Origin of the sequence: Yersinia fenwicki (genome assembly GCF_043099325.1) — a bacterium.
GTDB lineage: Bacteria > Pseudomonadota > Gammaproteobacteria > Enterobacterales > Enterobacteriaceae > Yersinia.
This window is the reverse complement of the sequence record NZ_CP170755.1, coordinates 1,353,487-1,375,016: the sequence shown is the minus strand read 5'-3', so window position 1 is coordinate 1,375,016 and position 21,530 is coordinate 1,353,487. Positions and strand designations below refer to the sequence as shown.

Genomic DNA, 21,530 nt, shown 5'->3' with positions numbered 1-21,530 from the left:
AATAGCAGTTTACACGGTGCCGGTTAAAGCACCGCTATTGAAATAGGCCAATATTAGCGTTTTAGTGTTTCGCCATTACTCTGAATGACATCCCGATACCAATAGAAACTTTTCTTACGGCGACGTTCCAAGCTGCCATGACCACTATCATCACGATCAACATAAATAAAACCGTAGCGCTTGGATAATTCAGCTTTCGACGCACTCACCAAGTCAATCGGCCCCCAACTGGTGTATCCCATTACCTCTACACCATCTTCAATAGCCTCGCTGACTTGCACTAAATGGTCATTGAGGTAGTCTATGCGGTAATCATCTTCAATATTTCCATTAGCATCCAGCTCATCTTTTGCGCCCAGACCATTTTCAACAATAAACAGTGGCTTTTGATAACGATCCCACAATTCATTGAGCAGAATACGCAATCCATCGGGGTCTATCTGCCACCCCCACTCTGAACTGGCAAGATGCGGGTTTTGTACCATGTTCATAATATTGCCTCTGGCCTGATGATTTAATTTTTCATCGGTAGTCACACAGCCACTCATGTAATAACTAAAGGAAATAAAATCGACCGTTTCTTTTAGTGCCAGTTTATCTTCTGCCGTAATCTCAATACTAATACCATGCTGCTTAAAGTAACGGCCCATATAGGAGGGGTAATAGCCGCGCACCTGTACATCGCCAAAGAATAACCATTCACGATTCTGCTGTAGAGTTTCTAACACGTCAGCAGGTTTACAGGTTAACGGATACATCAAACCGCCTAACAACATATTACCGATACGGCCATCAGGAATAATTTGATGCAAAGCAGTGACTGCTTTAGCACTGGCAACTAATTGGTGATGAATCGCCTGATATATCTCACTTTTACTGCTTTCTCGCTCTAACCCAACACCGGTAAAAGGCGCGTGTAGTGACATATTTATTTCGTTAAATGTCAGCCACAATTTGACCTTATGCTGATAACGCTGAAATACCGTTCGGGCATAATGCTCAAAGAAACCAATTGTTTTACGATTTCCCCAGCCGCCATAATTCTTCACTAGGCCATAAGGCATTTCATAATGAGATAACGTCACCAGTGGCGTAATATTGTATTTCGCCATTTCATCGAATAAGCGATCATAGAATGCCAGACCGGCTTCATTCGGCTGTTCCTCGTCGCCCTGCGGAAAAATACGTGTCCAGGCAATGGAAATACGCAGGCATTTAAAGCCCATCTCGGCAAATAGTGCGATATCTTGCGGGTAACGGTGATAAAAATCGATAGCCACATCTTTGACATAACTGTCGCCATTCACTCGGGGAACGATATCACCGAAAATACCGTATGGCTGTAAATCAGAGGTAGATAGTCCTTTTTCATCAGTAAGATAAGCCCCCTCTACCTGATTAGCTGCAATAGCCCCGCCCCAAAGGAAGTTATCTGGAAATGCATGTTTCATCTGTTTTCTCCTGAATCAGTATTAACGAATCACGGTTAATAACGGTGCTTGCTCTGTAATAGATGTCCCTTTGGCATAGAGAACATCCTGATAATCTTCACTGTTGCTGATAATGACCGGCGTGGTCAGGTCATAACCGGCGTTAATAATCGCCGTATAATCAAACTCCAATAGCAGGTCCCCAACATTAACTCGCTCTCCCACACTGACATGCGCGGTAAAATATTGACCTTCGAGTTTGACTGTATCAATACCGACGTGAATAAGAATTTCAGCACCTGCATCGGACTCAATACCTATTGCATGGTGAGTTTTAAATAAGGAAACCACTACACCATTAACCGGTGAAACAACCCGACCTTGCTGAGGAATAATGGCTATTCCCGCCCCCAACAAACCGCTGGCAAAAATAGTGTCGCCAACACAAGCTAATGCCTGTAATTCGCCGCTGATAGGGCTAAATATCACTTCACCAAGGCCATTATGGTTCTTGGTGATAGATAAGGTTTCAAGTGGATCTTCAATTTGTGGTGCCGCAATGGGGGTTGGCAAGCCAAAGAAGAAAGTGCCGATTGCGGCAAAAATCAATGCCGTCAGAGTGCCTATAATTGCACCCCATACGCTGGCATCAATGCCGGTGGTTGGAATTATCTGGGCAAAAGAGAAAATACTGACCAGACCAAATGAATAAACATGAGTCTGGCTATACCCCACAATAACGCCACCGATCGCCCCGCCGATACAACCGAATATAAACGGTTTTTTAGACGGTAACGTCACCCCATAAATAGCAGGTTCAGTGATACCAAATATACCGGCAGTAAATGCCGAACCCGCCAATACTTTCATTTTGGCATCACGGGTACGCAAAAAGACTCCGAGTGTCGCCCCTACCTGCCCCATGACTGCAGGTAATAACAATGGCAACATGGCGTCATAGCCCAATACACTCAAGTTATTAATCATCAATGGAACTAAGCCCCAATGTAGGCCAAAGATGACGCATATCTGCCATATTCCAGCTAATACACCCCCAGCCACCGACGGGGCTGCGGAATAAATAAATTGAAAACCTTCTGCTAATAAATGACTCAGCGAGGTCGCTAGCGGGCCAATCAATAAGAATGTGGCAGGAACCGTAATCACCAAACACAACAGCGGGGTGAAAAAGTTTTTAATACTGCTGTGTAAAATGCGATTAAACCTTTTTTCTAACCAACAACTGACCCAGGCCGCTAATATGATAGGAATAACAGACGAAGTGTAATTAATAAAAGTAACCGGAAGACCGAGGAAATAAAGGGTTTCAGCATCAGATTGCCCAGTGACATTAAATGCAGCCAGCATCAGGGGATGGACTAAAGCACCACCAATCGCCAAGGTAATAAACGGATTGCCACCAAATTTCTTACCCGCGGTATAACCTAGCACCAGCGGGAAAAAGTAGAACAAAGAGTCGCTGGCAGCGAATAAAATCATATAGCTGCCGCTGGTTGGGTGTAACCAACCGCATACCACACTGAGTGCTAGAAAACCCTTAAGAATACCAGAGGCTGCCATGATCCCGAGTAAGGGAGTAAAAATGCCCGAAATAATATCAATACAACGACTCAGTAAACCTTCTTTTTGTCGACTCGGCTGACGCACATTTTCATCACCATCAGATAAACCCGCTTGCTGCAATAATTCCTGATAGACCTCGCTGACATGGTTGCCAATTACCACCTGAAACTGCCCACCACTCTCCACCACCATAATGACGCCCGGATTTTGCTTCAGCGTTTGTGCATCTGCTCGCGATGTGTCCTTAAGTTTAAAGCGCAAACGAGTAGCACAGTGAATAACACTGCTAATATTGCTCTTCCCTCCCACTCCGGCGAGGATCTCGCTGACGATCGCTGTATATTGCATAATATGTTCCTTGGCTAGCGCGATTATTTACTCAGGTAAGCAAATACTCAGATAAATAATTATGGGCAAAAAAAAACCTGAATATGCTCTGCACCGCCATAAGCGATACCAACACATTCAGGTTTTGCCTGCCCTCGGCAGTCACAATCCTTTATTCTAAAATCTCTTTTGCTAATTGCTTAATCGGGCAAGTTTGAACATTCCCGACGAACCCGCTCAATATGAATAGTCAAAAACATCAGCTCTTCTTTGCTCAAATCCTGCTGATACTGCAATTTAATATGTTGCTGAACTTTCCCGGCACAGCGATAAGCCCCGATATAATTCTCTTTTATCGTATCGTGTAAAGAATCATCATCACTGATGACGTTATTGCGCCCCAACATGCGCTGCGCAAAAAATTTCAGATGCGTGACAAAACGGTGATAGCTTAGCCCGTTCTCATCATATTCCAACTTAAACTGATATTTTACGATATGCAGAATTTCCTGCATCACTTTGGTGACCTGCATGACTTCAGACATTTCGCTATTTAGCTGCGCATTCACTAAATGTAACGCAATAAATCCAGCCTCATCTTCATGCAATTGCACACCGAGCCGTTGTTCAATGATTTGCAATGCTTCACAGCCCAATCCAAACTCTTTCGGATACAGCCGACGAATCTCCCATAGCAATCTATTGGTGATATCTAAGCCTTGCTTGTGGCGTTCAATTGCATAGAAGCAATGGTCCGTCAGTGAGATATAGAGATTATTTTGCAGCTTCCCCAACTTAGCCGTCGCTAAAGTGATTATTCGATCACAAGTAATCATCACTTCTAATGGGATACAACTCAGTAACTCACTTAATCGCGAAACCCACTCATTGTCTTTCAGCGCAAATACTTTTTCTATCAATGTGTTATCCAGCAATTCACCCGGATGTTTTTGAAAGCCAAGCCCGCGGCCCATCATCACCTGCTCCTGTCCCTGGGGGTCAAGAACGATAACCACATTGTTATTAAGTATTTTAGCGATTTTCATGTGTTAGCCCTGAAAACAAAAAAACCCGACTCAGCAGCATTCATCAAGCTACTCAATCAGGTTTTGCCCGCCATTGACGGTAACAATCCAACTACCGCTAAATTAACATGTTACTACCCGACGACAAGCAGGTAGAGCTAAAAATCGTGATGCAGATCTCCTCTTGCTTTCGCCCAAAAATGTCCTGCGCAAAGGGAATGTCGATGAATAACAATAAAAGACCGATTACTGCTTCACTGAGCCGCAGTGAATTTATTCAACCATCTGCCGCAGTCAACGAGGCTGCGGCAATTGCCGATTTTTGTGACAAACAGGCGCTACTCAGACAATATTGCTCTTGCCCGTACTCGCCAATATTCATCATTTATGCCTAGACGCTAAATAAGTAACCCAGCATTGCTGATGCCAGTACAATGTCCTCATCTTGAAGTACCTTGTTCCTACAGGAGTTACACCGTGCACCATTACCCAGCCAGTTATACCTATGATGAAGCCAGCGGCGAATACCATATCCATTACCGCGACTTTCCAGAATCAGGTTCTGTGACTTACTCAGTCGATGACATAGAGTTAGAAGCACAAGATGGCATTAAAAATGGCATTGCCGCACAAATAGAAGAACAGCGCCCCGTCCCTACACCATCGGTATTGCAACCGGAGGATATTGCTATTCACGTACCTATTCTGGTACGGCTGAAAGCAGAATTGCACAATGCCATGCTTACCACCAAAACCCGCAAAGCCGATATGGCCCGTAAGTTAGGTTTGAATGCAGCTCAAATGGATCGTCTGCTGGATGTGTATTACGCCTCCAAGGTTGAAGCTCTGGAACAAGCCCTTTATTTACTGGGTTTTGAAGCTGATGTGGCGGTAAGAAAAATCGGATAATTAAACTCCCCCAATCGTTATCGCTTAAATTTAAGCCAAGAGAGTAACAAATTGTTATTAAGCGATAATTTAAAAAAACGTTAATAGCTTCACACTTCAATACATTGACTAACATCGATTACTGTTTCTGTATAAAAGTGTGATCTAGTGCATAAAATTACAGTATTGAAAATCGCTCTCTATTGGGATTACATTAGCGCCATCGACTCGCAACAGTGACTGAGTGACTCAGGCTGGCGGGGTGCTCCAAGGGGGAGTGGTTAAATGAAGTATTTCTTTATGGGTATCTCAATTATGTTGGTGGTTTGGGTTGGCACTTTCATGATGATGGTCGAATAGTTTTAGACTGAGATATTCACTACCTGACATCGTATAAAGGGCGCATTTGCGCCCTTTATCATTTTAGACTCTATATCATTTACCCGGCATCATTCTGCGTAAAGTATCATCGCGGCGAATATAGTGATGATAAAGCGCCGCCAAAGTATGAGCGCCAATCACGAAATAGCCTAAATTAGCAATTAATTCATGTATTTGTTTTAGATAAGCCCGCGCTTCATCATTCGGTGTCACCCATTGCGGGACTTGCCAGCCGAGTAAGAACCAAGTTTTCCCACCATAGGCCTGCGCCAAAACACCCAAAATTGGTAACGATAAAAACATCAAATACAGGCACCAGTGTAAAATATGTGCCCCTAATAGCTGCCAATCAGGCAATTTTGGTGTAATAGGAGGAATTGTATTTTTGTGGCGCAACCAGAGTCGCACCAGCATAAGCAACCAAACAGAAATACCAAAATTGAAATGCAGGTTTTTTACCAGGGCTCTGTCTTCATCAGGCACCGTGTCACTGAGCAGCATGGCTGCATAGGTCAAAATGACCATCAATAACGTCAGCCAATGTAAGGTAATCTGGGGTAATGAATAGCGATTTCTCATAGCCGCACGCTCCACTTAAATAACACAATTAAGACTAAGTATGGTGGTAAACAACTAAAGAGAAATCGCTAACGGATTAAACCGCGTCCCCTGATGCAGATTTACCCGGTTTCAGCAAACCATCAGCACGGAACATACTTTTAATCCCGCGTACCGCCTGGCGGATCCGGTCCTGATTCTCAATCAGAGCGAAGCGGACGTGAGTATCACCATAATCTCCAAAACCAATCCCCGGCGAGACACAAACCTTCGCATCAGACAGCAGACGTTTAGCAAACTCTAATGATCCTAAATGCGCGTAAGGCTCGGGAATTTTAGCCCAGACGTACATTGATGCTTTCGGATTTTCAACCATCCAGCCCGCTTCGTGCAGCCCACGAACCAAGGCATTGCGACGTTGGCGATATTGTTCGGCGATATCACGCACACACTGCTGATCCCCTTCCAGGGCGGCTATAGCGGCAACCTGTAATGGGGTAAAGGTGCCGTAGTCGTGGTAGCTCTTAATCCGCGCCAATGCATTGACCAACTCGGGGTTGCCGACCATAAAACCAATACGCCAGCCCGCCATATTGTAGCTTTTAGATAAGGTAAAGAATTCAACTGCAATATCTTTTGCACCCGGCACTTGCATGATTGATGGGGCTTTCCAGCCATCATACACAATGTCGGCATAAGCCAAATCATGCACCACCAGCACATCATATTGCTTCGCCAGCGCCACAACGCGCTCGAAAAAGTCCAGCTCGACACATTGCGCCGTCGGGTTAGACGGGAAACCGAGGATCATCATTTTCGGTTTCGGAATGGTCTCGCGAATAGCGCGCTCAAGTTCGCCAAAGAAATCAATACCTTCAGTTAGGGGAACCGATCGCACTTGTGCTCCCGCGATCACCGCACCGTAGATATGAATAGGATAACTGGGATTAGGCACCAGCACGGTATCACCGTGATCCAATGTCGCCAGCATCAAATGTGCCAGCCCCTCTTTCGAGCCGATAGTGACAATAGCTTCACTTTCAGGGTCAATATCTACCTGATAACGATCCGCATACCAGCGCGAAATCGCCCTGCGCAAGCGAGGTATCCCTCGAGAGGTTGAATAACCGTGAGTGTCTTCACGTTGTGCGACGCTGCACATTTTCTCAACAATATGCGGCGGCGTCGGGCCATCCGGATTACCCATACTAAAATCAATGATGTCTTCACCACGGCGACGCGCGGCCATCTTCAACTCAGCAGTGATATTGAAAACATACGGGGGAAGACGATCAATTCGGGTAAAACGACGTTTGGAAGGGGATTCAGCCATAATTTCCTCAAGGATACGTTAGCGCCCGGACCGTCCGAGCGACGCTGACCAGTAAATGGTCTATTAATGAACATATCCCAGCGCTGATTAACTGTCGATAGGCTGGTAATAAATATCCCACTCATCGGAGTTCAACACGATAGCTCAAATTCACTATCCAACAGCCCTAATACCCAGTCATCACACCATTGCCCATCCAGCTGAAAATTATCACGCAAGGTGCCTTCCAACTGAAAGCCGCAGCTCTCCAACGTCCGCCGCGAAGCCGTGTTCCCTACGGTGACCGTGGCTTTCATTTTATGGAATTGGCACTGTTGAAAGCCAAATCCCAGCACGCTCATCAGTGATTCTTTCGCAAAACCCTTGCCATGATAAGACGGCAATATGGCATATCCCACCTCAGCCTGTTGCAGCGGCAACCACTCAGCTAAAAAACCGGTCAGCCCTATAGCCTGTCCACTGTCTCTTTCGCGGATAACCAAGCATAACCAGTGATTGGAGGTTTTTCCCCACGGCATTAAACGTGATTCAAAGCGAGCGCGTATTTCGGCCATTTCCTGCGGATCAGCAATATAACGCTGAACATCCGGGTCTTGATGTAATTGTAAAAACAGCGGCCAATCCTGCTCGACAAGACTGTCCAGCATCAGCCGTGGTGTTCTCAAAGAAATGGGCGAGTAACTAAACATGGAGATCACTGGCACTATTTTTCCCTCAATTTGAAGAAGTTAGCCGTAAAAAGAGGAGAAAAATTAAAGAGGAAATTTTACGAAAACCTTATCCCTTTATTCTTCTCTATTTTACTTAAATAATGTTTACCTGAAGATAACAAAAAACAAACAAATGGTCAGCAAAACGCCACCATGACGCTGGCCTCAACCTACAGCTATTGGAGAATCAATATTATGTCTTCATTACAAATAGACGATATTCCCTCAGCAATCAAAGCCGTGAAACAACAGTTACGTCAAGCGCTACCCAATTATCAGCAGGTTTTCCAAGACGTAGAAGAGAATATCCGTCAACAAGTTAGCGAGATCCGCCGTAGTCTGGCTCAGGGTGAGAACCCGGTTCCACGTATTCATGCTGATGATATTATCAATGGCAAAGTCACTGACGAGCAAAAAGCCCAAATAAAACAACGGGGTTGCTGCGCTATTCTCGGGGTATTCCCGACCGAGAAAGCGGCAGCATGGAACCGCGAAATCGGTGATTATCTGGATCGTAATAATTTTGTCGAGCGCCTGAAAAATGCAGCGGAAGACAACTACTTCGGCACTCTGGCGGCCAGCAAGCCACAAATTTACGGCATTTACTGGTCAACTCCACAGGTTGAGGCTCGTCAGGACCAACGCATGAACGCAGTACAGATTTTCTTAAATAACCTGTGGCAAACCGAGAGTAATGGGAAGCAACACTTTGACCCTAACCAAGTGGTAACTTATGCTGACCGCACCCGCCGCCGCCCGCCAAAATCCTCATCTCTTGGCTTATCGCCTCATGTGGATGGTGGTTCTATTGAACGCTGGCTGGATGAGAATTTCCGCCATGTTTACCGCCATGTATTTTCTGGTGAATGGCAGAAATACGATCCCTTTGCTGCTGAAGGTCGCCCGGAGGTACGCGAATTCCCGTCACCCGCAGTATGTTCCATGTTTCGGACATTCCAAGGCTGGACTGCGCTGACACCGCAACGCACCCATGCCGGGACGTTAAACGTGATTCCAATTGCCAATGCCATGGCCTATATTCTGCTGCGTGCTTTACAAGATGATGTGGCTGATGATGACTTATGTGGCGCGGCACCGGGGCGCGCATTATCGGCCTCTGAACAATGGCATCCTCTTTTAATCGAAGCCATTTCCCCTATTCCAGATCTGGAAGCGGGCGATACTGTATTTTGGCACTGCGATGTTATTCATTCGGTAGAAAACGAACATAACGGTGAGTTTGACAGCAATGTTATGTATATCGCAGCTGCGCCTGGGTGCGAAAAAAATGCCGCTTACTTACCGCGTCAGTTAGCCAGCTTTATCGATGGTCGCTCTCCACCAGACTTTGCAGCCGATGATTTTGAAGTCGATTTTGTCGGCAGAGCCACAGTCGATAAGTTAACTGCCATCGGCAAGCAGCAATTAGGGATGACAAAATAATCTTCGTCCACCCGATACTCAGCCGGAGTTTATTGCTCCGGCAGACTCCCTTTAATAGCACGGATAAAGTAGCAGTCTTCCCCCATTTTCCTTATAGTGATTCGCTTATTCGCCCCAGGATTTGATGGTTTCTTACCGCCAACCCCCGGTTGTTACCAAGAGAAAACAGTGTGCACCAGATATTTGAAATGCTATTAGCGGTATTTGATCGTGCCGCATTGATGTTAATTTGCCTGTTCTTTCTGACCCGCACCCACCTATTTCGTCAGTTATTGCAAAAAGAGAAACACACGCCGCTAGAATTGGCTGCAGTCACTGCTATCTTCTCGTTATTTGCTATTTTCGGCACCTATTCCGGTATCAATGTTGAAGGCTCGCTGGTTAACGTGCGGGTGATTGCCGTGATGTCCGGCGGTATTCTATTTGGCCCGTGGGTGGGGATTATTACTGGGCTTATTGCTGGCTCTCATCGTTATTTAATTGATATTAATGGTATTACCTCAGTCCCTTGCCTCATAACCAGTATTATTGCGGGTTTGATGTCGGGTTATATCAACTTGAAAGTCAAGAAAGAGCGGCAATGGAGCATCGGTATTCTGGCCGGTATGATTTGTGAATCGCTGACCATGCTCTTGGTGGTTATATGGGCCAAACCGACGGCATTGGGCATCGATATTGTGTCTAAAATCGCCATTCCGATGATTTTAGGGGCAGTCTGTATCGGGCTGATTGTGCTATTAGTGCAGAGTGTCGAGGATGAAAAAGAGGTCATTGCTGCGCGACAGGCAAAGCTGGCACTGGATATTGCTAATAAAACCTTACCCTATTTTCGCAATATCAATGGCGAGTCATTGCGCAGTGTGTGTGAAATTATTCGCCATGATATCAAGGCCGATGCTGTCGCTATCACCGATACCCAACATATTTTGGCGTATGTCGGTGTCGGGGTAGAAACCTATAATATCGGCCATGAAATCATCAGTGACATTACCAAGGAAAGTATTCAGCGCGGTAAAATTACCATCCGCAATAATGATGAAGTCCACCGGACGCCCCAAATTCATTCGCTTATTATTATTCCTTTATGGGAAAAAGGTGAAGTGACGGGCTCACTGAAAATCTATTATTGTCATGCCCATAAAATTACTTATTCACTCAAAGTGATGGCGGTAGGTTTGTCGCAAATTATCTCAACTCAAATTGAGGTTTCGCGTATTGAACAACTGCGCGAAATGGCGAATAAAGCGGAAATGCGAGCATTACAAAGTAAAATTAATCCACACTTTTTATTTAATGCCTTAAATGCTATTTCTTCGTCAATTCGTATTAATCCAGATACCGCGCGTCAATTGATCATCAATCTATCTCGCTACCTGCGCTATAACCTTGAACTGAATGATGAACAAATTGATATCCGTAAAGAACTGCATCAAATTCAAGACTATATTGCTATCGAACAGGCGCGATTTGGCAGTAAGTTAACCGTCATTTATGATATTGATGATGACATTGCGCTAAAAATCCCCAGTTTGTTGATCCAGCCGCTGGTTGAGAATGCAATCGTGCATGGTATTCAGCCGTTCCGAGGTAAAGGTGTGGTGGTTATTGCGGTCAAAGACTGTGGCGATCAGATAAAAATCTCGGTGAAAGACACCGGCAATGGGATCAATCAGGAAACTATTGAGCGCGTGGCAAATAATGAAATGCCCGGCAATAAAATCGGCTTACTGAATGTTCATCATCGAGTGAAATTACTCTATGGCGAGGGTTTACAGATACGCCGAATGGAACCGGGCACCGAGATTTCTTTTCATATCAGTAAAAATGGCGGCAAAGTCCATGCAGAACCCAGTATTTCAGTCGGAGCTTAATCCGTGAAAGCAATTATTGTCGAAGATGAATTTCTGGCTCAGGAAGAATTAAGTTACCTGATCCAGCAGCACAGTAATATCACCATCGAAGCAACCTTCGAAGATGGATTGGACGTCCTTAAATACCTGCAAAATCATCAGGTTGATGCCATTTTTCTCGATATTAACATTCCGTCGCTTGATGGCGTTTTACTGGCGCAAAATATCAGCAAATTTTCCCATAAACCATACATTATCTTTATTACTGCTTATAAAGAGCATGCGGTAGAAGCCTTTGAAATTGAAGCTTTTGACTATATTTTAAAGCCTTATCACGAATCGCGTATTGTCACTATGCTGCAAAAGCTGGAAACCCTACATAAGCGTGACCGCCAAAATAAAGAACACACCAACAGCCCCACTCATCGCCCAACGGCCCATACCATCAATCTGATGAAAGATGAGCGCATCATCGTCACGGATATCAATGATATTTATTATGCAGCGGCGCAGGAAAAGGTCACGCTGGTTTACACTCGGCGCGAGGAATTTATCATGCCGATGAATATCACTGAATTTTACAGTCGCCTGCCTGAAGAGTACTTTTTCCGCTGTCACCGCTCTTATTGTGTGAATTTAGCCAAAATCCGCGAAATCGTACCCTGGTTTAACAATACCTATATTCTGCGACTCAGTGATTTGGACTTTGAAGTCCCAGTGAGTCGCAGCAAGATAAAAGAATTCAGGCAACTGATGCGCCTTTAAATGCATTTCATTCCTCCCCGAATGCAGCTCATTCCCCTTTCGATCTATTGCTATTAGCTCGCCCGTATACTGGTTTCATTCGGCGGGCTGATAACACCGCAATACAAGACTTTCGGTGATCCATCAGCGCGTAATTTTTAGGCTCCGACGCTATTGCTTACTGCTATCTCGTCAGCAATAGCCCCCATTCGGGCCGTATGCATTGATGTTTAAGGAGTCCGGCATGAGCAGTAAACCGGTAAATCGTTGGCTAATTGTTGTTGGTACCATCATAGTTCAGATGGGTTTAGGCACTATCTATACTTGGAGCTTATTCAATCAGCCGCTGGGGGAAAAATTTAGTTGGTCACTAGGGGCGGTTGCAACCACGTTCTCTATCACCAGTTTCTCTCTGGCTATCGCCACCTTGTTTGCTGGCCGTCTGCAAGAGCGCATTGGTATCCGTAAGTTGACGTTAATTTCCGGCATCATCCTCGGTTTGGGTTTGATTGCCAGTTCTTTTGCCACCTCGTTGGGGATGATTTATCTGCTGGCAGGGATTGTGGTTGGCTTTGCCGATGGCACCGCCTACATCACTACGCTGTCAAATCTGATTAAATGGTTCCCAGAGCGTAAGGGCTTGATTTCAGGTATTTCTGTCGGGGCATTTGGTACCGGTAGCCTGTTATTCAAATACGTGAATGCTAGTTTTATCGCTAATCAGGGGGTCTCACTGGCTTTCTTCTACTGGGGCATTATTGTGATGGTTTTGGTCGGAGCGGGTTCTTTCCTGCTGCGGGAAAAAACAGTCGCACCACAAACCGCTGCCCACCTGCCATCTGCGCTTGCTGGACGTGATTTCAGTGTCAAAGAGATGTTGGCAGTCAAAGAGTCTTACTTCCTGTTTATCATCTTCTTCACCGCATGCATGAGTGGTTTATATCTGATTGGTATTGTGAAGGATTTGGGCGTGCAGCTAGCGGGTATGGATTTGGCGACTGCAGCCAATACCGTGTCGGCTATCGCCATCTTTAATACTGCTGGACGTATTATTCTCGGAGCGCTATCCGATAAAGTGGGCCGCCTGCGAGTTATCAGCTTTACCCTGTTGGTGACCACTTTAGCCGTATCGGTGTTGAGTTTTGTCCCGCTGACTCATGCCCTGTTCTTCTTGTGTGTCGGTGCTATTGCTTTCTGTTTCGGCGGAAACATCACGGTGTTCCCGGCTATTGTGGGCGACTTCTTTGGCCTGAAAAACCATAGCAAAAACTATGGGGTTATCTATCAAGGGTTTGGTTTAGGCGCACTGGCGGGGTCATTTATTGCAGCACAGCTGGGCGGATATCACGCAGCCTTTATCGTTATTGCAGTGATGTCAGTGGTTTCTCTGTTATTAACCCTGGTTATCAAGCCACCGAAAGGGGCTGCTACCGAGGCAGAAAATACATCAACGGTTTCATCTGGGGTCACCGTCAGCAGTCACGCCTAGTCATTATAAGTTGTAAAAAAGCAGAGCATTGGCTCTGCTTTTTCATTTCAATCCAGTAAACGATGCTGTTTTAAGGATGAAGAGTATGCCCTAACTTCTGACGTAAATAAGCCCCCGCTCCCAGCAAACCGGGTTGCTGGTGCGTGATCATATAGACCGGAATATCCTGTAAGAAATCTTTGAAACGCCCTTTATCCTCAAAAGCACCGCGGAAACCAGAAGCTTTAAAGAATTCCATAAAGCGCGGTACAATCCCGCCTGCGATATACACGCCGCCAAAGGTGCTGAGATTCAAGGCTAAATTGCCACCAAAGCGCCCCATAATCACGCAAAATAGTGATAATGCGCGGCGACAATCAGTGCAGCTGTCTGCCTGAGCACGTTCAGTCACATCTTTCGGCGCCAGATTTTCGGGCAAACGACCATCAGAAATCACAATGGCCCGGTATAAATTGACCAGCCCTGGCCCCGAAAGCACTCGCTCAGCAGAAACGTGGCCCAGCTCCTGGCGCAATACCGCCAAAATCCGGTCTTCTTCTTCACTATTGGGCGCAAAATCCACATGCCCGCCTTCACCCGGCAAGCTTATCCAGCGGCTGTCCACATTAACTAAATGTGCTACCCCTAACCCCGTTCCAGCACCGTATACTGCCACCGGCTTGCCCGACCGCGGCGATGTACCACCAAATTGCAGCACATCCTGCTCAGACAACATGGGAATTGCCATTGATACGGCGGTGAAATCATTAATGATCTCTAAGTGCTTCAGACCGAGGTTTTGCTGCATAGCCGCGATAGAGAATGCCCACGTGTGATTGGTCATTGCTACCCAATCTCCGGTAATGGGACAGGCAATAGCAATACAGGCGTGCTCTACAGTGACCTTGTGCTCTGATAAATATTGCTTAATGACAGCTTCCAGACTGTCGTAATCTAGCCCTGAATATGTTTTTGCTTGTGATATTTCACCCGTCGCTACAGCGCAAAGCGCCAAACGGGCATTAGTGCCGCCAACGTCACCCACCAGGGCATAGCTCGTCATCAGAAACTTCTCCGTTACAGATATTCTTAACTTCAACTATGCCCACTGTAAAATCAGGTTGGCGAAACAACAATCTCAATGCTGGAAACCGTTTCGCTTTGGGATAAAGATCACATAAAAACGTTTCAGCAGCGGTAAATTGCCACTGCTGAAGTGAGAAATCACGTTTGTGATGAGCCAATATGAGTATTAAATGAAGGGGAAGCGTGCCGTTGGGCTCGTAACGGCGTAAGCCGTCGAAGTGCCCCTAGATACGGTCAACCCTTCACTCACTGAGCCATAAATAGCGTTGTCATTAACTTCATATTAGTTTGAACCACGCCCTTTATCGGCGACTTGCGTTAAGGCATCGGGCTGACGTGAGCGGAGAATTCGCGCCCGCACACTGTCATAAGCCCAGTTATAGAACATGGTGTAGGGCAGGAAGAACAAGAAGAAACCAATCTCCAATATAAACGCCTGTACCAGTGAAATCCCCAATGCGAAAGCCGCAATCGGTAAACCAATCACAATAAATCCGCCTTCAAAACCTAACGCATGGAATACTCGCACACGCAGGGTTTTCGCTACCCGGCTCACCGGCCAGAAAGAGTCGAACAGACTGTTATAAATAATGTTCCATAGCATCGCCACAGAAGAGAGAAGAATAGCCAATGTTCCCATTTGTAATACGGAACGATCGAGTAACCATGCCCCGACCGGCGCACAAATTGCGACGGCAATCACTTCAAAGCCGATAGCATGGATAATCCGCTCAAATAAAGTTTTGCGCTGAACTTGCATAAAACACCCACTTAATTAATCAATAACACAATGTCGAAGGTGATTATCATCGTTTTTTAAGATAGATTAAAAATAGAACCCATCGATAAAATAGATAGATTATGCACTACTCTCCCGAAGCGCTGATTGCGTTTGTTGAAGCTGCCGCACTGGGTTCATTCTCCGCTGCAGCGCGTAAGCTACGCAAAAGCCAGTCAACTATCAGCACCGCTATTGCCAATCTGGAGGCCGATCTGGGGTTAACCTTATTTGACCGGCAAGCCCGCCAGCCGGTATTAACCGATCATGGACTGCGCGTACTCTCTCATGTGCAAGAAATTTTAGCTGCCAGTGAGCGCTTGGATAATCTGTCAATCCGGCTGGCGGGCCAGGTCGAAACCCGTCTGACGTTTGTCTTGTCCGACACCTATCAACCGACCCATCATGAAAGTCTGCTGCGACGCTTTGAGCAACGTTACCCCGATATCGAATTTGAGTGTTTGATTGCTGAGGATGATGATGTGATTGATTTACTGCAACTGAGGCGCGCGCATATCGGCGTGGTAGAGGTGCAAAAAAATTACCCGCCAGATATTGCCGCCAGCCGATTAGCCGAGCAAACCGAAATGGCGATATTTGTGCAACGTCATCATCCGTTGGCACAATTATCACAGGTTCACCCGGAACAACTCGCCACCACCCGCCAACTCTGTCTCAATACCTATAACCGCACCGAGCGCAATCAGTCGCAGGGATTGATATGGTCAGCACCGAGCTATTTAATGTTGATGGAGATGGCGGTGCAAGGCTTCGGCTGGGCGATTTTACCGCACTGGATGGTTGAGCAATACAGTGATAAAAAACTGGTTGCCTTGCCAATCACAGGTTGGCCAAAAATGATCTCAATTGATGCAGTTTGGTCGAAAAAAAGCCCACCGGGGCCGGCAGGCTATTGGCTATTGGATCAATTAACCGGTGCTATTAAATCGCCGCATTACGGGCCTGAATAGATTTGGCCACATTAACCATTAATTCAGGCATATCCATTGGTGGCAACATCACCTCAATGAATGCTAATTGCTGGCAATTTTCGACCTGTCCCATCGCCTGTTGTAATTCATCAGCCCGCGTGACCCGGTAGGTCAATGAGGTTTTTTCCACCGCCAAGGCTTGTGGTAGCTGCGTCCAATCCCACTCGGCAATGTCGTTATAGCGTTGCTGTGGCCCATGAATAGCACGCTCTACAGTGTAACCATGATTATTAAGCAGAAAAATGATAGGAGTTAAACCATCACGCAGCATCGACCCCAACTCTTGTATGGTGAGCTGCGCTGCGCCATCACCCACCAACAATATGACTCTACGTCGCGGTTGCGCCAATTGCGCGCCATAGGCCGCGGGTAAACTAAAACCAATTGATCCCCATAATGATTGGGCGGCAAAGGTACAACCAGAAGGCAGGCGCAGTGTTGCGGCACCAAAACTGGAGGTACCCTGATCCGTCACCACAATATCGTCAGGCCGCAGGAAATGTTGGACGTGATACCAAAATGTCTGCTGGCTAAGGAGATTATCTGAAGGCTGCGCGGGCATAGGATGAGTGATGACCGGCTGCTGCCACTCTTCCTGTAAAGACAGGCATAACTCGTGTAGCGCATCAACGGCGGCTAGCATGGGGATTTGACTAAAAACCTGACGGCCAATCCGCACTTGTTCCGGCTGAACATCAATACAATTATCCTGAGTAATATGTTGGCTGAATCCGGCGGTAATGGTATCGACAAACCACACACCGACAGTGATAAGCACATCGGCCTCTTCGATATATTCTCTGACGCTGGCATCACTGGCTGCTCCGGCATAAGTCCCGATGAACATCGGGTGAGTCTCATCCAGAAAACCTTTTCCCATAAGCAACGTCGAATGCGGTAGATTCACTTCTGCCAGCCAATGATTCAGCGCGTGTCGTGTGCCAAACCTATCGGCGAGAAAATCTGCCAATAGCGCCACCCGGTGTGCCGACTGCAATTTTTGACGGGCAGCTTCAATAAAAGCCTGTAACGAGGTCGGGGATAGCATGGGTTGAGACAGGGCTAATGCCCCAGATTGGCTGGTTAATTCAGCCTCTCCCACATCAGAAGGGAGCTGTAAATAGACCGGACGCCGTTGATAAAGTGCCGCTACCAACAAGCGATCAATCTCAGACGCGGCATTTTCAGCAGTTAAGCTGGTATGTGCGCAAGCAACCTCTTTCGCCATCCGCGCGAAATGGTTGAAATCACCATCGCCAAATGAATGATGTAATAATTCGCCCGCTTTTTGTGAGCGTAGCGCCGGTGTGCCAACAATATGAACGATGGGAAGATATTCAGCAAAGCTACCCGCGATACCATTAATAGCGCTCAACTCACCGACTCCTGTTGTGGTCAATAACGCCGCCGCAGGCATGACACGGGCATAACCATCGGCCGCATAAGCCGCGTTAAGTTCATTCGCGCATCCCATCCATTGAATGACCGGATGGCTGATGACATGATCTAAAAAGTGAAGGTTGAAATCACCGGGAACACCAAATAGATGCCTGATGCCCACTTGTGCCAGTCGATCCAGTAAATAATCTGCTACCTTATAGTTGCTCCCCATCACTACACCGCCTCAATGCTTATTATTGTCAAATAAGTATTGAGAAAAACATAAATAAATCTAATGTTTTTTAAATTATTAATTAGTCCACACAGAATAGCGCTTTGCTGACAGACCTACTCTCCTGAAACCGAATGCAAACTCTGTGATCACACCAACTGTCGAAACCGGTGGAAACGCATACACTAAGGAGTTCTTTACTTTCATCAATAAGGGGCATCATGGTCTACCAAGCAGCTTCCTCCCGCTATCAGGAGATGGAGTATCACCGTTGTGGCCGCAGTGGATTAATGCTGCCAGCGATTTCTCTTGGCTTATGGCATAACTTTGGTGATACCACCTTGTATGAAAATAGCCGCAACCTGATTCATCGTGCTTTTGATCATGGTATTACCCATTTTGATTTAGCCAATAACTATGGTCCACCGCCCGGTTCTGCCGAACTGAACTTTGGCCGGATCCTGCAACAAGATTTGCGTCCTTATCGCGATGAACTGATTATTTCGTCCAAAGCGGGTTACACGATGTGGCCCGGCCCGTATGGGGATTGGGGCTCCAAAAAATATCTGGTCGCCAGTATTAATCAAAGTTTGCAGCGGATGGGGCTGGATTATGTCGATATTTTCTATCATCACCGCCCAGACCCTAATACCCCATTGGAAGAGACGATGGCAACGCTGGATTTACTGGTGCGCCAAGGCAAAGCTTTATATGTCGGCTTGTCCAACTACCCAGCAGCACAAACACGTCAGGCCTGCGAAATTCTGGCACAGCTCGGTACGCCTTGTTTGATTCATCAACCCAAATACTCCATGTTTGAGCGCTGGATTGAAGCAGGCCTACAAGATACGCTGGACGAGTATGGTGTTGGATCTATTGCTTTCTCACCGCTGGCGGGCGGTTTATTAACTGATCGCTATTTGGCCGGTATCCCATTGGACTCACGGGTAGCCAGTGACAGTAAATTCCTGAATCCTGAGCAACTTTCAGCGGAGAAACTGGCCAAGATTCGCCAATTGAATGAACTCGCGCTTGATCGTGGGCAGAAGTTGTCGCAAATGTCTTTAGCGTGGGTATTGCGGAGCGGGCGAGTAACGTCGGCGCTGATCGGGGCGAGCAAAATCAGTCAAATTGATGATGCTGTGGGTATGTTGGCAAATACCGAATTCAGTGACACCGAGATAAAAGCTATCGAAAATATATTAGTGTAAACGTTCTCTTTTTGACTATTCAACAGGGGGCTGACGCTCCCTGTTACGACCTGTTATCTCCCCTCACAGATAAATCCTAAATCTGTATTTTACAGTTTAATCCGAATCTCAGCGGCTGATTTCCTATTTAAGATGGCGCTATAGCCTATAAGGCCAGACAAGGATAAATAATGTTAAAAACGGCCATGTTTAAATCAACAATGTTAAAGCTAAGCGTAGTGAGGCCGAGAAGGATAAAACCGCTGTTACTGATAACCATCTTAGCCTGGTTCCCGCTTATCCCAATGGCGAATGCCGAGAGTATTGAGTTGCTCCCCGGTGTTTCGCTACAAATTGGCGAACAAGACCGCAGCGGTAATTATTGGGATAGTTATGACTGGCGTGACCAACAATGGTGGCAAAATCATCAAGGACGAGATTTAGGCGAGCGGAATCGTCATGGTCATTACTGGGACGGTCACCGCTGGCAACACAAAGATTGGTGGAAAAAGAACTACTACTATCGTGATGGGCATTATTGGAAATATGACAAACATCATAAAAAACAGAGTAAAAAACATCATCGCGGTAAAGGCCATGATCATGATTAGATGAGAATATCCCAGGCGAGTTTTTATCCTTAACTCGCCTTACTGATAAATTAAATCAGGCTCACCAATAAGTAAGCATTCAATCCCACCACCACCAATACAATCAGCTTCCCCAACATCTGAATCAATCTTGAGTTAACCATATCCCCCATCAATTCTTTATTGCCGGTAAAGGCCAACAATGGCACTAACGCCAAAGCAATACCGAAACTCAGCAATACTTGACTCATCACCAGTATGCGAGTGGCATCCATTCCCATCAAAATGACAATAAAGGAAGGTAACATAGTCACTGCTCGGCGCACCCAAATGGGGATATAAAACCGTACAAAACCCTGCATAACGACTTGTCCAGCCAAGGTTCCGACCACGGTTGATGACAGCCCGGCAGCCACCAAACTCAAGCCAAAAATGGTCGCGGCAGCATTCCCCAACAAGGGTTGTAATGTTAAATAAGCTTGTTCAATTTCCGCAATGCTGCCATAGCCGTTGAAGTGGAAAGCGGCAGCTGCCGTCGCCATCATCGCCAAATTGACGAAACCCGCAATCGTCATGGCAATGGCCACATCCAATTTAGTCGAGGCGTAGCGATCCGCTTTTGAGTTTTCCCCGGCGGTTTGCGTCAATGATGAGTGCAGATAGATAACGTGCGGCATTATGGTTGCGCCCAAGACCCCGGCGGCTAAAAATACTGCATCGCGGTTAGGGAGGTCCGGGATTAACATCCCACGCCCTAAAGCCGCTATCTCTGGGCGTGAGAAGACAAGTTCTACAATATAAGCTGCGGCGACAAACAACAGCAGGCCACCAATCACTAACTCTAATGGCTTTTGCCCACGCTTTTGTAGCATCAATATAAGGAAGGTCGCGATACCCGTGAGTACCGCCCCCTCAAGCAACGTCACACCCAATAGCAATTTGAACCCAATCGCCGCCCCAATAAACTCAGCCAGGTCTGTCGCCATCGCAATAATTTCAGCTTGCACCCAGTAAGCCCATACCGCAGGGCGAGGAAAACGGTCACGAATATGTTCAGCCAGATTTTTGCCGGTGGCAATACCGAGCTTGGCGGAAAGGAGTTGGATAAGCATGGCCATAAAATTGGCCCAAACCACGACCCATAATAAGGTATAGCCAAAGGAAGCACCGGCCTGAATATTGGTGGCAAAGTTGCCGGGATCGATATAGCCAATAGCCGCGATAAAAGCAGGTCCCATCAGGGAGAGTTTGATTCTCCTTGATGTACGGGAGGGCGTATCGACAACACGGCTATTCAACATTCAGTATTACCCTTGAAATACTTACGGCTACTTTCTTATCTTTAACAATATACAAATGATAATAATTATCAAGCGCATTTAGATCGGTAAAACTTATCTCTCTGATAGCTAATACCGCATAATTTGCCGTGTCGTCATCGTCAGTTGTTGGTTTCTGAAAAATTGAGTTAAAAACGGCATCGCAATTTCTGAGACTGAACACTACAATTGTTCAAACTAGCATATTTACACCATCCCTGT

At 46.3% G+C, this 21,530-nt stretch carries 20 protein-coding genes; 10 read left to right on the top strand and 10 right to left on the bottom strand.

The annotated features are described in order from the left end of the window. Positions 1 to 53: 53 nt before the first annotated feature. The 3 genes from ACF3VQ_RS06350 to licT form a co-directional block, all read right to left on the bottom strand. On the bottom strand, positions 54 to 1,451 hold the full coding sequence (locus tag ACF3VQ_RS06350; RefSeq protein ID WP_392433882.1) for a glycoside hydrolase family 1 protein: 1,398 nt from the start codon (positions 1,449 to 1,451) through the stop codon (positions 54 to 56). A 21-nt stretch (positions 1,452 to 1,472) separates the two neighbouring features. Next, positions 1,473 to 3,362 carry a PTS beta-glucoside transporter subunit IIABC gene (gene bglF, locus ACF3VQ_RS06345; protein WP_392433879.1) on the bottom strand — a complete coding sequence of 630 codons (1,890 nt, stop codon included), beginning with the start codon at positions 3,360 to 3,362 and terminating at the stop codon, positions 1,473 to 1,475. A gap of 179 nt (positions 3,363 to 3,541) precedes the next feature. Beyond that, a complete protein-coding gene (gene licT, locus ACF3VQ_RS06340) occupies positions 3,542 to 4,387 on the bottom strand; it encodes a BglG family transcription antiterminator LicT (protein WP_392433876.1) in 846 nt (281 codons plus the stop codon). A gap of 203 nt (positions 4,388 to 4,590) precedes the next feature. On the opposite strand from licT, the gene ACF3VQ_RS06335 reads away from it, so the two are divergent. From ACF3VQ_RS06335 to ypdK, 3 genes are all read left to right on the top strand, one after another. Continuing rightward, on the top strand, positions 4,591 to 4,761 hold the full coding sequence (locus tag ACF3VQ_RS06335; protein WP_019083642.1) for a hypothetical protein: 171 nt from the start codon (positions 4,591 to 4,593) through the stop codon (positions 4,759 to 4,761). 82 nt (positions 4,762 to 4,843) lie between these two features. Continuing rightward, the gene (locus ACF3VQ_RS06330) at positions 4,844 to 5,275 is read left to right on the top strand and encodes a hypothetical protein (RefSeq protein WP_392433873.1); all 432 of its coding nucleotides are present in this window, start codon (positions 4,844 to 4,846) and stop codon (positions 5,273 to 5,275) included. Between the two features lie 264 nt (positions 5,276 to 5,539). Next, on the top strand, positions 5,540 to 5,614 hold the full coding sequence (gene ypdK / locus ACF3VQ_RS06325; RefSeq protein ID WP_098057507.1) for a membrane protein YpdK: 75 nt from the start codon (positions 5,540 to 5,542) through the stop codon (positions 5,612 to 5,614). Positions 5,615 to 5,689: 75 nt separating this feature from the next. On the opposite strand, the gene ACF3VQ_RS06320 is transcribed toward ypdK, so the two are convergent. The 3 genes from ACF3VQ_RS06320 to ACF3VQ_RS06310 form a co-directional block, all read right to left on the bottom strand. Continuing rightward, positions 5,690 to 6,214 carry a cytochrome b gene (locus ACF3VQ_RS06320; protein ID WP_392433870.1) on the bottom strand — a complete coding sequence of 175 codons (525 nt, stop codon included), beginning with the start codon at positions 6,212 to 6,214 and terminating at the stop codon, positions 5,690 to 5,692. A 76-nt stretch (positions 6,215 to 6,290) separates the two neighbouring features. After that, positions 6,291 to 7,526, bottom strand: a complete 1,236-nt coding sequence (gene alaC / locus ACF3VQ_RS06315; protein ID WP_392433867.1) for an alanine transaminase — start codon at positions 7,524 to 7,526, stop codon at positions 6,291 to 6,293. A 131-nt stretch (positions 7,527 to 7,657) separates the two neighbouring features. Beyond that, positions 7,658 to 8,173, bottom strand: coding sequence for a GNAT family N-acetyltransferase (locus tag ACF3VQ_RS06310; RefSeq protein ID WP_392433865.1), 516 nt, complete (start codon positions 8,171 to 8,173; stop codon positions 7,658 to 7,660). A gap of 258 nt (positions 8,174 to 8,431) precedes the next feature. Here ACF3VQ_RS06310 and ACF3VQ_RS06305 point away from each other — a divergent pair, with 258 nt between their 5' ends. From ACF3VQ_RS06305 to ACF3VQ_RS06290, 4 genes are all read left to right on the top strand, one after another. Continuing rightward, entirely contained in the window at positions 8,432 to 9,679 is a 1,248-nt protein-coding gene (locus ACF3VQ_RS06305; protein WP_392433862.1) for a DUF1479 domain-containing protein, read from the top strand. Positions 9,680 to 9,849: 170 nt separating this feature from the next. Beyond that, positions 9,850 to 11,550 carry a LytS/YhcK type 5TM receptor domain-containing protein gene (locus tag ACF3VQ_RS06300; protein ID WP_392433860.1) on the top strand — a complete coding sequence of 567 codons (1,701 nt, stop codon included), beginning with the start codon at positions 9,850 to 9,852 and terminating at the stop codon, positions 11,548 to 11,550. Between the two features lie 3 nt (positions 11,551 to 11,553). Then, positions 11,554 to 12,294, top strand: coding sequence for a LytR/AlgR family response regulator transcription factor (locus tag ACF3VQ_RS06295; protein WP_392433858.1), 741 nt, complete (start codon positions 11,554 to 11,556; stop codon positions 12,292 to 12,294). A gap of 223 nt (positions 12,295 to 12,517) precedes the next feature. Beyond that, positions 12,518 to 13,762 (top strand): OFA family MFS transporter, encoded by a 1,245-nt coding sequence (locus ACF3VQ_RS06290; RefSeq protein ID WP_392433856.1) that lies wholly within the window; start codon positions 12,518 to 12,520, stop codon positions 13,760 to 13,762. A gap of 70 nt (positions 13,763 to 13,832) precedes the next feature. Here the strand turns inward: ACF3VQ_RS06290 and glk are convergent, their stop codons facing one another. Together glk and ACF3VQ_RS06280 are read right to left on the bottom strand one after the other, a co-directional pair. Next, entirely contained in the window at positions 13,833 to 14,804 is a 972-nt protein-coding gene (glk, locus tag ACF3VQ_RS06285) for a glucokinase (RefSeq protein ID WP_392433854.1), read from the bottom strand. Between the two features lie 306 nt (positions 14,805 to 15,110). Continuing rightward, positions 15,111 to 15,587 carry a multidrug/biocide efflux PACE transporter gene (locus ACF3VQ_RS06280; RefSeq protein WP_392433852.1) on the bottom strand — a complete coding sequence of 159 codons (477 nt, stop codon included), beginning with the start codon at positions 15,585 to 15,587 and terminating at the stop codon, positions 15,111 to 15,113. Positions 15,588 to 15,688: 101 nt separating this feature from the next. Here ACF3VQ_RS06280 and ACF3VQ_RS06275 point away from each other — a divergent pair, with 101 nt between their 5' ends. Beyond that, positions 15,689 to 16,576 (top strand): LysR family transcriptional regulator, encoded by an 888-nt coding sequence (locus ACF3VQ_RS06275; protein WP_392433850.1) that lies wholly within the window; start codon positions 15,689 to 15,691, stop codon positions 16,574 to 16,576. Here ACF3VQ_RS06275 and ACF3VQ_RS06270 read toward each other — a convergent pair. Continuing rightward, positions 16,548 to 18,209: an alpha-keto acid decarboxylase family protein gene (locus ACF3VQ_RS06270; protein WP_392433849.1), complete on the bottom strand. Its 1,662-nt coding sequence runs from the start codon at positions 18,207 to 18,209 to the stop codon at positions 16,548 to 16,550. The two genes, ACF3VQ_RS06275 and ACF3VQ_RS06270, sit on opposite strands and share 29 nt — an antisense overlap. Before the next feature lie 221 nt (positions 18,210 to 18,430). Here ACF3VQ_RS06270 and ACF3VQ_RS06265 point away from each other — a divergent pair, with 221 nt between their 5' ends. Both ACF3VQ_RS06265 and ACF3VQ_RS06260 read left to right on the top strand, forming a co-directional pair. Next, on the top strand, positions 18,431 to 19,420 hold the full coding sequence (locus ACF3VQ_RS06265; RefSeq protein ID WP_392433847.1) for an aldo/keto reductase: 990 nt from the start codon (positions 18,431 to 18,433) through the stop codon (positions 19,418 to 19,420). Between the two features lie 170 nt (positions 19,421 to 19,590). After that, positions 19,591 to 20,010 carry a DUF2502 domain-containing protein gene (locus ACF3VQ_RS06260; RefSeq protein WP_392433845.1) on the top strand — a complete coding sequence of 140 codons (420 nt, stop codon included), beginning with the start codon at positions 19,591 to 19,593 and terminating at the stop codon, positions 20,008 to 20,010. Between the two features lie 50 nt (positions 20,011 to 20,060). On the opposite strand, the gene ACF3VQ_RS06255 is transcribed toward ACF3VQ_RS06260, so the two are convergent. After that, positions 20,061 to 21,290 (bottom strand): Nramp family divalent metal transporter, encoded by a 1,230-nt coding sequence (locus tag ACF3VQ_RS06255; protein ID WP_392433843.1) that lies wholly within the window; start codon positions 21,288 to 21,290, stop codon positions 20,061 to 20,063. Positions 21,291 to 21,530 lie beyond the last annotated feature (240 nt).

What these genes read in the sequence shown, in the direction of transcription:
- ACF3VQ_RS06350 (WP_392433882.1), bottom strand. Translation starts at nt 1,451, where the DNA reads ATGAAACATGCATTTCCAGATAACTTCCTTTGGGGCGGGGCTATTGCA.
- bglF (WP_392433879.1), bottom strand. Translation starts at nt 3,362, where the DNA reads ATGCAATATACAGCGATCGTCAGCGAGATCCTCGCCGGAGTGGGAGGG.
- licT (WP_392433876.1), bottom strand. Translation starts at nt 4,387, where the DNA reads ATGAAAATCGCTAAAATACTTAATAACAATGTGGTTATCGTTCTTGAC.
- ACF3VQ_RS06335 (WP_019083642.1), top strand. Translation starts at nt 4,591, where the DNA reads ATGAATAACAATAAAAGACCGATTACTGCTTCACTGAGCCGCAGTGAA.
- ACF3VQ_RS06320 (WP_392433870.1), bottom strand. Translation starts at nt 6,214, where the DNA reads ATGAGAAATCGCTATTCATTACCCCAGATTACCTTACATTGGCTGACG.
- alaC (WP_392433867.1), bottom strand. Translation starts at nt 7,526, where the DNA reads ATGGCTGAATCCCCTTCCAAACGTCGTTTTACCCGAATTGATCGTCTT.
- ACF3VQ_RS06310 (WP_392433865.1), bottom strand. Translation starts at nt 8,173, where the DNA reads ATGCTGGACAGTCTTGTCGAGCAGGATTGGCCGCTGTTTTTACAATTA.
- ACF3VQ_RS06305 (WP_392433862.1), top strand. Translation starts at nt 8,432, where the DNA reads ATGTCTTCATTACAAATAGACGATATTCCCTCAGCAATCAAAGCCGTG.
- ACF3VQ_RS06290 (WP_392433856.1), top strand. Translation starts at nt 12,518, where the DNA reads ATGAGCAGTAAACCGGTAAATCGTTGGCTAATTGTTGTTGGTACCATC.
- glk (WP_392433854.1), bottom strand. Translation starts at nt 14,804, where the DNA reads ATGACGAGCTATGCCCTGGTGGGTGACGTTGGCGGCACTAATGCCCGT.
- ACF3VQ_RS06280 (WP_392433852.1), bottom strand. Translation starts at nt 15,587, where the DNA reads ATGCAAGTTCAGCGCAAAACTTTATTTGAGCGGATTATCCATGCTATC.
- ACF3VQ_RS06275 (WP_392433850.1), top strand. Translation starts at nt 15,689, where the DNA reads ATGCACTACTCTCCCGAAGCGCTGATTGCGTTTGTTGAAGCTGCCGCA.
- ACF3VQ_RS06270 (WP_392433849.1), bottom strand. Translation starts at nt 18,209, where the DNA reads ATGGGGAGCAACTATAAGGTAGCAGATTATTTACTGGATCGACTGGCA.
- ACF3VQ_RS06265 (WP_392433847.1), top strand. Translation starts at nt 18,431, where the DNA reads ATGGTCTACCAAGCAGCTTCCTCCCGCTATCAGGAGATGGAGTATCAC.
- ACF3VQ_RS06260 (WP_392433845.1), top strand. Translation starts at nt 19,591, where the DNA reads ATGTTAAAAACGGCCATGTTTAAATCAACAATGTTAAAGCTAAGCGTA.
- ACF3VQ_RS06255 (WP_392433843.1), bottom strand. Translation starts at nt 21,290, where the DNA reads ATGTTGAATAGCCGTGTTGTCGATACGCCCTCCCGTACATCAAGGAGA.